The organism is Thiomonas sp. UBA7699, assembly GCF_002482605.1.
Taxonomy (GTDB): Bacteria; Pseudomonadota; Gammaproteobacteria; order Burkholderiales; family Burkholderiaceae_C; genus Thiomonas; species Thiomonas arsenitoxydans.
Window position 1 is genome coordinate 154,050 of sequence record NZ_DLGH01000021.1, and the last position, 14,897, is coordinate 168,946.

Genomic DNA, 14,897 nt, shown 5'->3' on the forward strand with positions numbered 1-14,897 from the left:
TCAGGCGCACAAAATTTGTCAGATTATATTCATGCGGTTCGTCTGCGCAGCGTCTCAAGGAAACGCTGGGCCGCCCAAGTTCGCTTGATCCCCACGTAGGGGCGGGCTGGGCCTAGCCCGGCCCAGGGGCCGCTCAAAGCGCCCGGACACGCCGACTTGTCGTAATGAACACCCTTCCCTCTCTGACGCCCCCGCCTCGGCCCATCCCCCTGCTCGCCCTCGCGTTCGGCGTTCTGCTCGCGCACGCCTTGCTGCTCGCCTGGCTGGTGTTCACGCCCGCCCAGGCGCCCAACAAGCCGGAACAGCGGATTGAATGGATCACCTTGCAGAAAGCACCGCTGCCTGCCGCGCGGCCCCCTGCGCCACCCCAGGCGGCTGCGGCCGTGCCGCCGCCCGAAAAAACGCAGCCCGCCCCACCGAAAAAGCACTTCACCCGACCCGCTCCGCCGCATCCGACCTCGCAGATTCCAACGATATCCCAGCGCCCGCAGCCGCCGAAGCCAGTGTTGCCACGCGCGAACACGCCGTCGATCGAGCCGACCGCAGCGTCTGAGGCCCCTCCTGCCCCCGACCTCCCGGCGAAAACTGCCGCGCCCAGTGCGGCCCCGCAGGTCGCCACGCCGACAGTGGCACCTGGCCCGCCCCATCCCGCGGCGGCGGCCTCCGCTGCGCCCGAGCCCGTCGTGGAGACTGCGGCGTCGTACAAGGCGGAGTATCTCGACAATCCGCCGCCGCCTTATCCCCGGCTGTCGCGCCAATTGGGTGAGGAGGGCACGGCCCTGCTCAAGGTGCAGGTGGGCCCGAATGGGCGCCCGCTGCAGATCAAGCTCATGTCGTCCAGCGGCTATTCGCGGCTGGACGAAGCCGCCGAAACCACCGTGGCGCAATGGCGCTTTGTGGCCGCCACGCGCAACGGTCAGTCGATCACGTCCTGGGTGCTGGTGCCGATCAAGTTCCGCATTTTGAATTGAGACCACCCCGAAAACCTTCGCTTCGCTCGGCTCTCCCCTCAAGGGGCAAGAAGCTCTGGGGCGGCCCGGCGAGCTTCTTGAGATCTCTGCTCACGCCGTTTGCAGCGCCCGACTGAGCAGCAGATCGAAATCCGTCGCCTTACTCAAGGTGCCGAAGCCCCCACCCCACTCACCCCCGAGCCGGGATGCGCAGAAAGCCTGGGCGATCGGCTCTGGCGCGTGACGCAGCAGCAAAGCGGCCTGCACGGCCAGCACGAGGTCGTGGGTCAGCGCCCGGGCGCGCGATTGCAGCGCATCGGTATCACGCAGAGCCGCTGAGAAGCGCTGCAGGTGCGCGTCGAAATGGGCGTTGCGCCCCTGCGCCGGGGCGAGTTCAGCCATCAGGGCGTCGGCGGTGCGCGGGTTTTTACCCAGAGCGCGCAGCACGTCCAGACACATCACATTGCCCGATCCTTCCCAGATGGAGTTCACCGGCATCTCGCGGTAGATGCGCGCCTGCACATCATCTTCGACATAGCCGTTGCCGCCCAGCACCTCCATCGCCTCGGCTGCGAGTTCGGCGCCGCGTTTGCAGATGCGAAATTTGCCCGCCGGCGTGAGCAGGCGTCGCAGCAGCGACTGCGCCTCGTCGTGCTGCGAGTCGAAGGCCTGCGCCAGCCGCAGGGCCAGCGCGATGGCGGCTTCGACCTCCAGCGCCATGTCGGCCAGCACATTGCGCATCAGCGGCTGGTCGATCAGCGCGGCGCCGAAAGCCTGGCGGTGCCGCGCGTAGTGCACCGCCTGGCTCAGCGCCTGGCGCATCAGCCCGGTGGTGCCAAGCACGCAATCCAGCCGGGTGTAGGTGCCCATTTCCAGAATGGTCGGCACACCGCGCCCTTCTTCGCCGAGCAGATGCCCCCAAGCCCCCTGAAATTCCACTTCGGACGAGGCGTTGGAACGGTTGCCCAGTTTGTCTTTGAGTCGCTGGATCAGCACCGGGTTCTTGCTGCCGTCCGGAGCCCAGCGGGGCACGAAAAAGCAGCTCAGGCCGCCCGCGGTCTGCGCGAGCACGAGATGGGCATCGCATTGCGGCGCGGAGAAAAACCACTTGTGCCCAGTCAGGCGGTAGCCGCCCGCGCCGTCGGGTTCGGCGCGGGAGGTGTTGCTGCGCAAGTCCGACCCGCCCTGCTTTTCGGTCATGCCCATACCGATCAGGCCGCCGCGCTTTTGCGCCAGCGGCAGATCGCGCGGGTCGTATTCCGGGCGCATCAGCGTGGGCAGCCAGTCACGCGCCAGCAAGGCGTCGCGCGACATCGCGGGAATCGCGCCGTAGGTCATGGTGGTGGGACACATCGACCCGGCTTCGATCTGCGTTTGCAGAATGAAGCCCGCCGCCCGCGCCACATGCGCCCCCGGCTGCGGCTGCGCCCAAGGGCCGGTGTGCAGGCCGCGCCGGGCGATGTCGCTCATCAGCGCATGCCAGGCCGGGTGAAACTCGATCTGGTCGCGGCGAAAGCCCCTGGCATCAAAAGCGCGCAGAACCGGCGTGTTCTGGTTGGCCAGTCGCCCCTGCTCGTAGCTGGCGGCGGTGCCAAGCTCCGCGCCCTGGCGCGTGAGTTGCTCCTCCGCCCAGCCGCCGCCAGCACGGGCGAGCGCCTCGCGCAGCGCGGGATCGGCAGTGAACAGGTTGTAATCCTGCAAGGGCGGGGCTTGATTGGTCACATCATGGGTGGGCCAGGTCATGGGAGTCTCCGGTTCAGTTTCGTCTGCTCTGCATTGCAGCACCGACCCTCAGTGGCGCGCAAGGAACAGCCCGTTACCATGCTCGGCTATCCGCCAGGCTCCCGGCCTTGCACAGAACACGCTTGCTCCATGTCGCAATCCACACAAGATTTTTCCGATTCAGACACCGGCCCCGGCCCCGGCCGCGGCCTGACCTGGCTGATGTTTGCCGCCCTCGTCGTTCTCTGGCTGGGCACGCTGGGCTGGCGCGATCTGGTTCCGACTGACGAAGGCCGCTACGCCGAAATTCCGCGGGAAATGGTGGTGACGGGCGACTGGGTCACGCCCCGGCTCGACGGTTTCAAATACTTCGAAAAACCGCCGCTGCAATATTGGGCGACTGCGGTGACTTATGAAGTGTTCGGCTTCGGCGAATGGCAGGCGCGTCTGTGGACAGGGCTCACCGGCCTGCTCACGGTGCTGTTCACCGGCTGGGCCGGAACACGGCTGTTCAACCGGCGCACCGGGGTGTTTGCCGCTGGCGTGCTGGCGAGCATGTTTTACTGGAACGCGATGAGCCACATCAACACGCTGGACATGGGCACCGCAGCCACCATGTCCGCGAGTTTGATGGCCTTTCTGCTGGCGCAGCGGCCAGGTGCCAGTCGCGCCCAGACCCGTTGGTGGATGTGGGCCACCTGGGCCTTCATGGCGCTTGCCGTGCTGTCCAAGGGACTGATCGGCATTCTGCTGCCCGGCGCCGCGCTGGTGCTCTACACCCTGATTTACCGCGACTGGAAGCTGTGGACGCGGCTCTATATCGTCAGCGGTCTGCTCATTTTTCTGGCCATTGCCGCGCCCTGGTTCGTCTGGGTGCAAGCGCGTAATCCCGAGTTTTTCGACTACTTTTTCATCTATCAGCAGTTCACCCGATTTCTCACCAGCGAACTCAAACGTCCCGGTCCGTGGTGGTACTTCTTTCCCATCCTGATCCTGGGCGTGCTGCCCTGGCTGGGCAGTCTTGTTCCCGCCCTCTGGCGCGGCGCGGCGCGGCCCGCGCAGCGCGGTGCGGCATTTGGCAGCGCACAGGGGCGCACCCTGCATGCACAAGGCATGCTGGTGATTTGGGCGGTGTTTATTTTTGTGTTTTTCAGCATCTCCAAATCCAAGCTGCCGTCTTACATCCTGCCCATCTTCCCGGCCATTGCACTATTGATCGGCGACTATCTCGACCGGGCGCGGCCCAGAGTCCTGCGCTGGCAGTTTGCTCTGCTGGCGCTGCTCGGGCTGGCGGCGGTGATCGGCTTCACGCAATTGCACCGACTGGGCAACGCCACCACGCCCGGCGCGCTGTATCAGCAGTTCGGCTGGTGGCTCGAAGGCACCGCAGCGGCGGCGCTGATCAGCGGGCTTGTGGCTTGGCGCTGGGAGGCGCAGGGTCGGCGCACCGCGGCCGTGCTGCTGGTCAGCGTGGCGATGACGCTGGGGTTCTCGCTGGGCATCCAGCAGTTCCAGATTCTGGGCCGCACCGCGTCGACCAAGGATGTGGTCCACGCCATCCGGCCCTGGATTCTGCCGGGTCAGCCGTTCTACGCTGTGGGCACTTATGACCAGACTTTGCCCTTTTACCTCGACCGCACCGTCACCTTGGTCGAATATCAGGGCGAGCTGCATTTCGGCATCACGCAGCAGCCCGGTCTGTGGGTGCCGACCTACGCCGATTTCGCCCGGCGCTGGAACGCGGACAAGCAGCCTCTGGCGCTGATGTCGCCGTCCACCCTGCCCGCGCTGCAGGCGCTGCATATGCCGATGACGGTGATCTATCGCACTTCCCGCTTCGTCGTCATCGCCAAACCGGGGCAAGACTACGGCGCGGCCGCCCAAGCGGCAGCGGCGCGGCTGCCCGCAGACTGGAACGCAGGGCCGTCGCTGGTTTCCCCGCAAGCTGAAGCCGGAGCCCAGCGATGAGCGCGGTCGCCTTTGGCCTGGTGCTCACCGGCGTGCTGCTCAACGCGGCGGCGCAGTTGCTCATCAAATCTGGGGCCGAAACCGTGGGGCGCTTCAGCTTCACCGCGAGCAATATCTGGCACGCCGGACTGCACTTCGCCCTGCAATGGCAGATTCTGCTGGGGTTGACGTTCTACGCGGTCTCCGTGGTGGTGTGGATCCTGGCGCTCACCCGGGTGCAGGTCTCCATCGCCTATCCCATGCTGTCGCTCGGCTATGTGGTGACCGCCTTTGCCGCGTGGTGGCTGTTCGGCGAAGCGCTCACCGCGCAGAAACTCGTCGGCATTGCCGTGATCATCGTGGGTGTCATCATCGTCGCCCGAGCCTGAATTCAACTGTATGAATCCGCAAGACATGCTTCCCTTCACCCGCCCGGAAATCGACGAAGACACCATTGCCGGTGTCGTCGAAGTGCTGCGTTCGGGGTGGATCACCACCGGCCCCTGGTGCGCTCGCTTCGAGCAGGCGCTGTCCGATTACTTCGGCGGACGCCCGGTACTCGCCTATACCTCCGGCACCGTCACCATGGAGATCGCGCTCAGGCTGCTGGGCGTCGGCCCGGGCGATGAAGTCATCACCACGCCGCTGTCCTGGGTGGCGACGAGCAATGTGGTCCTGGCGGTGGGCGCCACGCCGGTTTTTGTCGACATCGATCCCGCCACCCGCAATATCGACGCCAACCGCATCGAAGCGGCCATCACGGCGCGCACCCGGGCGATCCTGCCCGTTCACCTCGCCGGCTTGCCCGCCGACCTGGATGCGATCTATGCCATCGCCGCCCGCCACGGTCTGCGCGTCATCGAAGACGCGGCTCAGGCGATCGGCAGTCTGTGGAAACACCAGCGCATCGGCAGCTTTGGCGACTTTGCCTCGTTCAGCTTCCATCCGAACAAAAACATCACCTCCATCGAGGGCGGCTGTCTGGTGCTTCCTGCCGACGCCGACGTCGATCTGGCCCGCCGCCTGCGCCTGCAAGGCGTGCAGCGCAGCGGCCTGGACGGCATGGACGTCGATGTGGTTGGCGGCAAGTCCAATCTCACCGACGTGGCCGCGCGCGTGGGCTGGGGGCAGTTGCAGCACGTCGAACGCTTCAACGCCCGCCGCCGCGATCTGGCGCAGCGTTATTTCGCAGCGTTCGATGCGCTGGGCGTCGAGGCCAGGGGCGTGCAACTGCCGCCGCGTGATTTCATTCAGAGCAACTGGCATATGTTCCAGATCGTGCCGCCGCCGCGAGTGCAACGCGCCGCCCTGATGCAGGCGCTCAAAGACCGCGGCATCACCACCGGCGTGCACTATCCGCCCATCCACCTGTTCAGCCTTTACCGCAAGCGCGGCTTCCAACCCGGCGACTTTCCACACGCCGAAACCGTGGGCGCTTCCATTCTCACCTTGCCGCTTTTTCCCGGCATGCAAGACAGCGATGTGACCCGGGTAACTGACGCCCTCGACGCCGTGCTGCGACAATTCGGCCTATGACTCTGCATGCTCACCCCGCCGTTTCGGTGGTCGTTCCCGTCTACAACGAAGAGGCCGGACTCGCCGCGCTGTTCGCCCGCCTCTACCCCGCTCTCGATGCGCTGAACGAGCCGTACGAAATTCTGTTCGTCAACGACGGCAGCCGCGACCGCTCGGCCGCGCTGCTGGCCGCGCAGCAACGTCTGCGCCCGGATGTCACCCGCGTGGTGCTGTTCAACGGCAACTACGGTCAGCACATGGCCATCCTCGCGGGCTTCGAGCACACCCGCGCGCCTATCGTCGTCACCCTCGACGCAGATCTGCAGAACCCGCCCGAAGAGATCGGCAAACTCGTCGCCAAAATGCGCGAGGGCTACGACTATGTCGGCACCATTCGCCGCATGCGCCAGGACAGCCGGTTTCGCCGCTATGCCAGCCGCGCGATGAACTGGACGCGCGAAAAAATCACCAGCGTGCGCATGACCGACCAGGGCTGCATGTTGCGCGCCTACGGCCGCGACGTCGTGGACACGGTGAATCGCTGCACCGAGTCCAACACCTTCGTGCCCGCGCTGGCCTACACCTTCGCCCTCAAACCCACCGAAATCGAAGTGGCGCACGAAGAGCGGCAGGCGGGCGAGTCCAAATACTCACTGTTCAAGCTCATCCGGCTGAACTTCGATCTGGTCACCGGGTTTTCTCTGGTGCCGCTGCAGCTCATGTCTTACTCCGGCATCTTGCTGTCGCTCGCTTCGGGCGCGCTATTCCTCTACCTCATGGTGCAGCGCTTCGTCGAAGGTTCGCAGGTACAGGGGGTATTCACCCTGTTCGCCATTACCTTCTTCCTGCTCGGCGTGGTGCTGTTCAGCATCGGCCTGCTGGGGGAATACATCGGCCGCATTTATGAGCAGGTGCGCGGACGTCCGCGTTATCTGGTGCAGGCCGTGTTGCAGGATCTGCCCCCCGAGCCCGGCGTGTTCGTGCCGCATATCGCGCAGGCGGCCAACGCCGCGCAACAAACCCCCGCCCCGCTGCCGTGAACGCCGTCGTCTTCGCCTATCACAACGTCGGCGTGCGCTGCCTCAAAACGCTGCTCGCGCGGGGTGTGCAGGTGCAACTGGTCGTCACCCACCCGGACAGCCCGACCGAAACCCTGTGGTTCGATCGCGTGGCCGACGTGGCGGCAGAAGCCGGCATTCCCGTGGTCTATGTGGACGACGTAGTTGACGCGGCCCTGATCGACCGGGTCGCGGCGCTTTCGCCCGACTATCTGTTTTCCTTCTACTTCCGCCGCATGCTGCCCGCGCGGTTGCTGGCCGCCGCAAAAATCGCCGCGCTCAATATGCACGGCTCGCTGCTGCCCAAATACCGCGGCCGGGTTCCGGTGAACTGGGCCGTGCTGCACGGCGAAACCGAGACCGGCGCCACCCTGCATCTGATGGAAGCCAAGCCGGATGCGGGCGACATCGTCGCGCAGCAGGCCGTACCCATCCTGCCTGACGACACCGCCAAGGAGGTGTTCGACAAGCTCACCGTGGCCGCCGAAATCGCGCTGTGGAACGTCCTGCCGCAGTTGATGCGCGGGGAAGTGCCGCGTCGCCGCAACGATCTGTCCGTCGGCAGTTATTTCGGCGGTCGCAAGCCCGAAGACGGTCGCATCGACTGGAACCAGTCAGCTCAATCGGTTTACAACCTCATCCGCGCCGTGGCCCCGCCCTACCCCGGCGCATTTTTCAATCACCTGGGCCGGCGTTTCATCGTGGCGCGCGCCCGCATCGCATCACCATCACTGCGTGCGCGAATCGCCGACAAAAGTACGGTCGGCCTGCATATCGCAGAGGGGCAACTCCTGGCCCGAACCGGCGATGGCGGTGCACTCCACATCGTCGAACTATGGGATGCCGATCAACCTGGCATTCCCCTGAACGATCTACAAATTTCGGAACTCGCAACACAGCAATCATGAAAAAAGTCCTCATCCTCGGCGTCAACGGCTTCATCGGTCATCATCTCTCCATGCGCATCCTCGCCACCACCGACTGGCAGGTGTACGGCATGGACATGAACGCCGACCGCGTGGAAGACCTCACCGCCAACAAGCGTTTCAAATTTTTCGAAGGCGACATCACCATCAACAAGGAGTGGATCGAGTACCACGTGCGCAAGTGCGACGTGATCCTGCCCTTGGTGGCCATCGCCACGCCGGCCACTTACGTGAAGGCGCCGCTGCGGGTGTTCGAGCTCGACTTCGAGGCCAATCTGCCCATCGTGCGCGCCGCGGTGAAACACAAGAAGCATCTGGTGTTCCCGTCCACTTCCGAGGTGTACGGCATGAGCGGAGATGCCGAATTCGACCCGGAGAATTCGCCGCTGGTCTACGGCCCGATCAACAAGCCGCGCTGGATCTACGCCTGCTCCAAGCAGTTGATGGATCGCGTCATTGCCGGTTACGGCCAGCAGGACGGCCTGAACTACACCCTGTTCCGCCCGTTCAACTGGATCGGCGCCGGACTGGACAATATTTTTTCGGCGAAGGAAGGCAGCTCCCGCGTCGTCACCCAGTTCTTGGGTCATATCGTGCGCGGCGAAACCATCAGCCTGGTCGATGGCGGCCACCAGAAACGCGCCTTTACCGACATTGACGACGGCATCGACGCGCTGATGAAAATCATCGAAAACAAAAACGGCGTGGCCAGCGGCCAGATCTACAACATCGGCAATCCGGCCAACAATCATTCGGTGCGCGAACTCGCCGACATGATGTTGCGCCTAGCTGCCGACATGCCCGAATACGCCGAATCGGCCAAAAACGTGAAGGTGGTGGAAACCAGCTCTGGCGCGTATTACGGCGCGGGTTATCAGGACGTGCAGAACCGCGTGCCCAAAATCACCAACACTATGCGCGACCTCGACTGGGCGCCCAAGGCCGACATGCAGACCGCACTGCGCAAGATTTTCGAGGCCTATCGCGGCCAAATCGCCCAGGCGCGGGCGTTGATGGAAGAAACGGGCGATTGACTCAGCGCCCCGCCACACGCGCTGCAGTGATGGCCCTGCGATTACCCCTACAATGTCAATTGACGGGCCGCCTCGCATCGCGGCGCGGTGAACTTGGTCAGGTCGGGAACGGAGCAGCCACAGCCGTTCACCGTGAGTGCCGGGGGAACGGCTCGTCACCCCAACACTCTTGCCTGCCCGCTGCGTCTGATGCGCGCTTGTTCATCGGCAACCCAAAGGCTTTTTGTCGCAGCGCTGATTCCGTAACCACCACACGCGTTCAGCGCCACAGCGGCAACTTGTGTCAAAATCCCCATCAAATCTTTCTATCGAGGTGACCATGGCTAGCGAACTGATCAAACACACCAATGACGCCGATTTCGAGCAAGACGTGCTGAAGTCCGGCGTTCCCGTTCTCGTGGACTTCTGGGCCGAGTGGTGCGGGCCTTGCCGCATGATCGCGCCCACGCTCGACGAGATGGCCAGCGAATACCAGGGCAAGCTCGCCATCATGAAGGTCAATGTGGACGAGAACCGCAGCATCCCCGCCAAGTTCGGCATTCGTGGCATTCCCACCCTGCTGCTGTTCAAGAACGGCGAACTGGCTGGCAACAAAGTGGGCGCTGCCTCCAAGTCCCAATTGACGGCTTTCGTCGACGCCCATCTATAATTTTTATCGCGCGGTGCAGTTCGCAATCCTCAAGCATCGCACCGCGCAACAGTCAGGTTGAACCGCCGCGCCAGGCAATTCAATCGCCGTGACACCCCGCCGTGCACCCTAGGCACGGCCCACATTCCCTCACGATTCTTTTAGCTGCTTGCGCGTGCTGCTCTGATGCACGCACCGTCTGACGACGGATATTGCGCAGCCTCCCCTTCCCGAGTTTTTCATCATGCATCTGTCCGAACTCAAAGCGACGCACGTCTCCAAGCTGCTTGAAATGGCGCAGTCGTTCGAGATTGAAAACGCCAGCCGCCTGCGCAAGCAGGAACTGATGTTTGCCATCCTCAAAAAGCACGCCCGCACTGGCGAGCAGGTGTTCGGCGACGGCTGCCTTGAAGTTCTGCCGGACGGCTTCGGCTTTCTGCGGGCGCCCGAGTCGAGCTATATGGCGTCACCCGACGACATCTACATCTCGCCCAGCCAGATCCGCCGCTTCAATCTGCACACTGGCGACTCCATCGAGGGCGAGGTGCGTGTGCCCAAGGATGGCGAGCGTTACTTTGCCTTGGTGAAGGTCGACCGCGTCAACGGCGTGACCCCGGAGGAGAACAAGAACAAGATCATGTTCGAGAACCTCACGCCGCTGTTCCCCACGGAGCACATGCGTCTGGAGCGCGACATCAAGGGGGAAGAGAACATCATCGGCCGTGTGATCGACATCGTGGCCCCGATCGGCAAGGGGCAGCGCGGCCTGCTGGTCGCCCCGCCCAAAAGCGGCAAGACCGTGATGCTGCAGGCGCTTGCGCATGCCATCACCAACAATCATCCTGAAGTGGTGCTCATCGTGCTGTTGATCGACGAGCGCCCGGAAGAAGTGACCGAAATGCAGCGCTCGGTGCGGGGAGAAGTGGTCAGTTCCACTTTCGACGAGCCCGCCGTGCGGCACGTGCAGGTCGCCGAAATGGTGATCGAAAAAGCCAAGCGTCTGGTGGAACTGAAAAAAGATGTGGTCATTCTGCTCGACTCCATCACTCGCTTGGCGCGGGCATACAACACCGTCATTCCAACCTCCGGCAAGATTTTGACCGGCGGGGTCGATGCCAACGCCCTGCAACGCCCCAAGCGCTTTTTTGGCGCGGCACGCAATATCGAAGAGGGTGGATCGCTGACCATCATCGGCACCGCGCTGGTCGATACCGGCAGCCGCATGGACGAAGTGATCTACGAAGAATTCAAGGGCACCGGCAATATGGAAATCCATCTGGATCGCCGTCTGTCGGAGAAGCGCGTTTATCCCGCCATGCTCATCAACCGCTCGGGCACACGCCGCGAGGAACTGCTGCTCAAGCCCGAAATCCTGCAAAAAGCCTGGATTCTGCGCAAGCTGCTCTATCCCATGGACGAGATTCAGGCGATGGAATTTCTGCTCGACAAGATGAAGCAGACCAAGAACAACGCCGAATTCTTCGATCTGATGCGCCGAGGCGGTTGATCGCCCGAAAAATCTGCGACAATATTGCGTTTTGCCAAGTACCGACAGTTTGCAACAGCCGCATGCAGCGCTCGTTTGCAACAAGCCCAGGCGTCGGCGGCTAGCGTTTGATCGTCAAGATCGTTACCCAAGGAACCCCCATGAAATCAGGAATCCACCCCCAGTACCGCGAAGTCTGCTTCCTCGACCTGTCCACTGGTTCGCAGATTCTCATCTCGTCCACCGCGCAGACCCGCGAAACCATCAAGCTCGACGACGGCCGTGAGGTTCCCCTGTACAAGGTGGAAACCAGCGCCGAATCGCATCCGTTCTATACCGGTCAACAAAAGAGCATCGATACGCTGGGCGGCCGCGTCGAGAAGTTCCGCCAGAAGTTCGCCAAGGCCGCGGGCAAAGCCTGAGGCGCATCGCGCGCCTTTCGCGCCACGGGGTTGTACGCAGCAACCCCTGAGTTTCACCGCACAACGGGCAGCCTGGCTGCCCGTTGTTGTTTCCCACGCATCCGCCCTTCTCATCCGCTACCGCACTCGCCATGAGTTCGCCGTTTTCTCACGGACAGACCCGCAGACCGCCGGCGCGCCCCTCGCTGCAGCCCGGTGCGGTGGGCAAACTGTCGCGGCCGCTGCTTCTGCTTCTGTGTGCGGCCTACCTTCTTCCGGGATTCATCGGTCGCGATCCCTGGCGCACGGATGGCCTGAGTTTTGCGGTGATGTGGCAGATGGCGCAGGGTCTCACGTCCTGGTTTCATCCCACGCTTTACGGGCAGGCGGTCAGTGGCGGCTGGCTGGCCCACTGGCTGGGGGCGGGATCGATACAACTCCTGGGTTCCTGGCTGGGACCGGTGCTCGCGTCGCGGCTGCCGTTCATGCTGGCATTAGCGGCGAGCATGAGTCTGACGTGGTACGCCGCCTTTCACTTCGCCCGCCACGACGACGCCCAACCGGTGCGGCCCGCGTTTGGTCCGCCCATCGCTCCCAACGACTATGCCCGCGCCATTGCCGATGGCGTGCTGCTGACCTTGCTGGCCACACTGGGGCTGTTGGGGCGCGGTCACGAAGCCTCGACCCAGGTCGTGCAACTCGCCGCGGTGAGCGGCATCTTGCTGGGGGTATCACTGCTGCCGCGGAAACCCTGGAAATCGGCCAGTCTGATCGCCACGGGCTTGCTGTGTCTGGCGCTGACGGCGGCGGGATGGTTTGCCCTGCTGCTGAGTTTTACGCTCGGTCTCGTGCTGTGGGGCAGTCTACGCCGCGCCAACTGGGCACTCATGCTGGCGTTGGCGATCGGTGTGTTGTCAGCACTGTGGGCCGAATCGCAGATGGGGTGGATGCTGCGAGGCAAATGGCCTGATCTGGATACTCTGGCCAACTTCTTTCGCATCGGGCTGTGGTTCACCTGGCCGGCCTGGCCGCTGGCCGCATGGGGTTTGTGGCGCTGGCGTGAGTCCCTGATGGCCTGGCATCTGCGGCCCGCCTGGGCTCTTGCAGCCCTGGCCTTGCTGAGCGCACTGGCGCTGGGCAACAACGACAAGGTTTTTCTGTTGGCCCTGCCGCCCCTGGCCATTCTGTCGGGATTCGCGCTGCCGGTGTTGCGCCGCGCGGGCCTGGCAGCGATCGACTGGTTTGCCGTGCTGTTCTACAGCCTGCTGGCCTTGGTGGTCTGGGTCATGTGGCTGGCCATGTTTATCGGCTGGCCGGCCAAGCCGGCCGCCAATATTGCACGGCTGGCGCCGGGCTTTCAATTCAGTCTCGACCCCGTCGCCCTGACGATCTCGCTGTTCGCCACTCTGGCCTGGGGTGCGGTGGTTGTTTGGCGTACCGGCCGCCACCGTCACCCCTTGTGGAAGGGCATGGTGTTGTCGGCCAGCGGCGTGACCCTGGCCTGGGTGCTGGTGGGCAGCTTGTGGATGCCGGTTCTGAACTATGCCAGCACCTACCGCAACGTGGGGCGCGAGGTCGCGCATGCGGTGCAGAGCGCCAGCGCGCTATCGATGCAGGTCGGCTCGCCCTGCCTGCAGCCTGTGGCCATCGATCTGACCACGCAGGCGCTGATCGGCTACTGGAGCCGACTCGATTTCTCCGCCTCGCGCACGGCGCAATGCACCTATGCGCTAGGCGCCCGCGCGCCGCTGCCTGCGTCGCAGTGGCGTCTGATCTGGCGCGGCGGCCGTCCGGGGGATCGCGGCGGCACGCTCTATCTGTACCAACGTCTCGCGCCTTCACGCCCCTGAGTCGCTTCCCATGCGTCCTCTGCGCAATCTGTTTCGGCTGGCGGTGAGTGTGCTCATCGGCCAGCTTGCCGTCATCGGCTTCGGTGTGGCCGATACGGTGATGCTGGGGCACTTCGCCTCCACGGCCAGTCTGGCCACTCTGTCCATCGGGCAGGCAATTTACATCACCTTATTCGTCTCGCTCTCCGGCGTCACCCAATCCCTCTTGCCCACGCTCGGGCGCGGATTCGGGGCGGGTCAGCCCGGCGCGGTGGGGGCCAGTTTCCGCCAGGGACTCTGGCTGGCCGGAGGTCTTTGCGCTCTGGGTATCGCGGTGCTGCTCTGGCCGCAGCCACTGCTGGCGTTGACCGGGCAGGCGCGCGATGCGACGGTTGATCGCTATCTGGCGATTCTCGCTCTCGGCCTGCCGGCGGCTCTCGCCTTTCGGGTGCACGCCGCGCTCAGCCAAGCCATTTCGCGCCCCTTGCTCACCGCCGCGCTGCAGATCGGGGGCCTGGGCGTCAAGCTGTTGCTCAATGCCGTGTTTCTACTGCCCGGGCAATTTGGCCTGCATGGCATGACGCCGCTGGGCGCGCAGGGCTGCGCCGCCGCCACCGTGCTGACTCAATATGGGCTGCTTGCCGTGGCGCTGCTGCAGCACCGCTACAGCGCCGCGCTGCGCCCCTATGCCGCCCTCTCGCGCTGGGAGTGGCCAAACTGGAAGGCGCAAGCCCATCTGCTGCGTCTGGGCGGGCCGATCGGCTTGAGCCTGCTGGTCGAAGTGTCGGCCTTCACCTTCATGGCGCTGTTCATCGCACGGCTGGGAGACACCGTGCTGGCGGCCCACCAGATCACCGCCAACTTCGCCACCGTGCTCTATATGTTGCCGCTGTCCATTTCCATCGCTACGGGCTCGGTAGTGGCCCAGCATCTGGGCGCCGGCCATACCCGGGCCGCGCGGCACACGGCCTGGAGCGGCGTGGGGGCTGCTGCGTTGCTCTCCGTCATCATCGGTCTGGTCGTCTGGCTGGAACGCGGGCGCATCATCGGCTGGTACACCTCCGACCCGCAGGTGCAGGCCGTGGCTTATCACCTTTTCCTGTTCATCGCGCTCTATCAGGTGTTCGACGCGGTGCAGTCCACCAGCGCCTTCATCCTGCGCTCATATCACATCGCTCTGCTGCCCAGTATGTTGTACGCGCTGTCGCTATGGGGCGTCGGCCTGGGGGGCGGCTATCTGCTGGGATTCAACACGCTAGGTATCACCCCGCCCGCGCTACAAGGCGCCGCCGGATTCTGGATGGGCAACACCACGGGATTGGCGATCGCGGCAAGCTGCTTTGCCGTGCTGTTGTGGCGCGCTGCTCGCAGGGCTCCAGGGTAGTTTTTCGGCACACAAAA

The 14,897-nt window shown here is 64.0% G+C and carries 13 protein-coding genes and 1 other RNA gene; 13 read left to right on the plus strand and 1 reads right to left on the minus strand.

The window, feature by feature from the left end; translation table 11 throughout:
- The first annotated feature begins 164 nt into the window (after nt 1-164).
- Complete coding sequence (locus tag B3H47_RS09950) at nt 165-971, plus strand: energy transducer TonB (RefSeq protein ID WP_286986885.1); 807 nt, start codon at nt 165-167, stop codon at nt 969-971.
- A gap of 90 nt (nt 972-1,061) precedes the next feature.
- On the opposite strand, the gene B3H47_RS09955 is transcribed toward B3H47_RS09950, so the two are convergent.
- Nucleotides 1,062-2,693, minus strand: a complete 1,632-nt coding sequence (locus B3H47_RS09955; RefSeq protein ID WP_286986886.1) for an isovaleryl-CoA dehydrogenase — start codon at nt 2,691-2,693, stop codon at nt 1,062-1,064.
- Nucleotides 2,694-2,822: 129 nt separating this feature from the next.
- Between B3H47_RS09955 and B3H47_RS09960 the strand changes: the two genes are divergently transcribed.
- From B3H47_RS09960 to B3H47_RS10015, 12 genes are all read left to right on the plus strand, one after another.
- Entirely contained in the window at nt 2,823-4,640 is a 1,818-nt protein-coding gene (locus B3H47_RS09960; protein ID WP_286986887.1) for a glycosyltransferase family 39 protein, read from the plus strand.
- Nucleotides 4,637-5,008 carry an SMR family transporter gene (locus B3H47_RS09965; protein ID WP_013123352.1) on the plus strand — a complete coding sequence of 124 codons (372 nt, stop codon included), beginning with the start codon at nt 4,637-4,639 and terminating at the stop codon, nt 5,006-5,008. Before B3H47_RS09960 ends, B3H47_RS09965 begins: the two co-directional genes overlap by 4 nt.
- A 10-nt stretch (nt 5,009-5,018) precedes the next feature.
- On the plus strand, nt 5,019-6,155 hold the full coding sequence (locus B3H47_RS09970; protein WP_286986888.1) for a DegT/DnrJ/EryC1/StrS family aminotransferase: 1,137 nt from the start codon (nt 5,019-5,021) through the stop codon (nt 6,153-6,155).
- Nucleotides 6,152-7,174: a glycosyltransferase gene (locus B3H47_RS09975; RefSeq protein WP_286986889.1), complete on the plus strand. Its 1,023-nt coding sequence runs from the start codon at nt 6,152-6,154 to the stop codon at nt 7,172-7,174. The genes B3H47_RS09970 and B3H47_RS09975 overlap by 4 nt, the downstream gene beginning before the upstream one ends.
- On the plus strand, nt 7,171-8,100 hold the full coding sequence (locus tag B3H47_RS09980) for a formyltransferase (protein WP_286986890.1): 930 nt from the start codon (nt 7,171-7,173) through the stop codon (nt 8,098-8,100). Before B3H47_RS09975 ends, B3H47_RS09980 begins: the two co-directional genes overlap by 4 nt.
- Entirely contained in the window at nt 8,097-9,152 is a 1,056-nt protein-coding gene (locus B3H47_RS09985) for a bifunctional UDP-4-keto-pentose/UDP-xylose synthase (protein WP_013106121.1), read from the plus strand. Before B3H47_RS09980 ends, B3H47_RS09985 begins: the two co-directional genes overlap by 4 nt.
- Before the next feature lie 61 nt (nt 9,153-9,213).
- Nucleotides 9,214-9,312, plus strand: an RNA gene (ffs, locus tag B3H47_RS09990) — signal recognition particle sRNA small type.
- 159 nt (nt 9,313-9,471) lie between these two features.
- Entirely contained in the window at nt 9,472-9,801 is a 330-nt protein-coding gene (gene trxA, locus B3H47_RS09995) for a thioredoxin TrxA (RefSeq protein ID WP_013106122.1), read from the plus strand.
- Between the two features lie 223 nt (nt 9,802-10,024).
- Entirely contained in the window at nt 10,025-11,287 is a 1,263-nt protein-coding gene (rho, locus tag B3H47_RS10000) for a transcription termination factor Rho (protein WP_013106123.1), read from the plus strand.
- Nucleotides 11,288-11,427: 140 nt separating this feature from the next.
- Nucleotides 11,428-11,688 (plus strand): type B 50S ribosomal protein L31, encoded by a 261-nt coding sequence (locus tag B3H47_RS10005; protein WP_013106124.1) that lies wholly within the window; start codon nt 11,428-11,430, stop codon nt 11,686-11,688.
- Nucleotides 11,689-11,819: 131 nt separating this feature from the next.
- Entirely contained in the window at nt 11,820-13,517 is a 1,698-nt protein-coding gene (locus tag B3H47_RS10010; RefSeq protein WP_286986891.1) for a hypothetical protein, read from the plus strand.
- A 10-nt stretch (nt 13,518-13,527) separates the two neighbouring features.
- On the plus strand, nt 13,528-14,880 hold the full coding sequence (locus B3H47_RS10015; RefSeq protein ID WP_286986892.1) for an MATE family efflux transporter: 1,353 nt from the start codon (nt 13,528-13,530) through the stop codon (nt 14,878-14,880).
- Nucleotides 14,881-14,897 lie beyond the last annotated feature (17 nt).

Coding starts and splice junctions, on each gene's coding strand:
- B3H47_RS09970 (WP_286986888.1), top strand. CDS start 5,019: ATGAATCCGCAAGACATGCTTCCCTTCACCCGCCCGGAAATCGACGAA.
- B3H47_RS10015 (WP_286986892.1), top strand. CDS start 13,528: ATGCGTCCTCTGCGCAATCTGTTTCGGCTGGCGGTGAGTGTGCTCATC.
- B3H47_RS09975 (WP_286986889.1), top strand. CDS start 6,152: ATGACTCTGCATGCTCACCCCGCCGTTTCGGTGGTCGTTCCCGTCTAC.
- B3H47_RS09955 (WP_286986886.1), bottom strand. CDS start 2,693: ATGACCTGGCCCACCCATGATGTGACCAATCAAGCCCCGCCCTTGCAG.
- B3H47_RS09960 (WP_286986887.1), top strand. CDS start 2,823: ATGTCGCAATCCACACAAGATTTTTCCGATTCAGACACCGGCCCCGGC.
- B3H47_RS09985 (WP_013106121.1), top strand. CDS start 8,097: ATGAAAAAAGTCCTCATCCTCGGCGTCAACGGCTTCATCGGTCATCAT.
- rho (WP_013106123.1), top strand. CDS start 10,025: ATGCATCTGTCCGAACTCAAAGCGACGCACGTCTCCAAGCTGCTTGAA.
- B3H47_RS10010 (WP_286986891.1), top strand. CDS start 11,820: ATGAGTTCGCCGTTTTCTCACGGACAGACCCGCAGACCGCCGGCGCGC.
- trxA (WP_013106122.1), top strand. CDS start 9,472: ATGGCTAGCGAACTGATCAAACACACCAATGACGCCGATTTCGAGCAA.
- B3H47_RS09950 (WP_286986885.1), top strand. CDS start 165: ATGAACACCCTTCCCTCTCTGACGCCCCCGCCTCGGCCCATCCCCCTG.
- B3H47_RS09965 (WP_013123352.1), top strand. CDS start 4,637: ATGAGCGCGGTCGCCTTTGGCCTGGTGCTCACCGGCGTGCTGCTCAAC.
- B3H47_RS10005 (WP_013106124.1), top strand. CDS start 11,428: ATGAAATCAGGAATCCACCCCCAGTACCGCGAAGTCTGCTTCCTCGAC.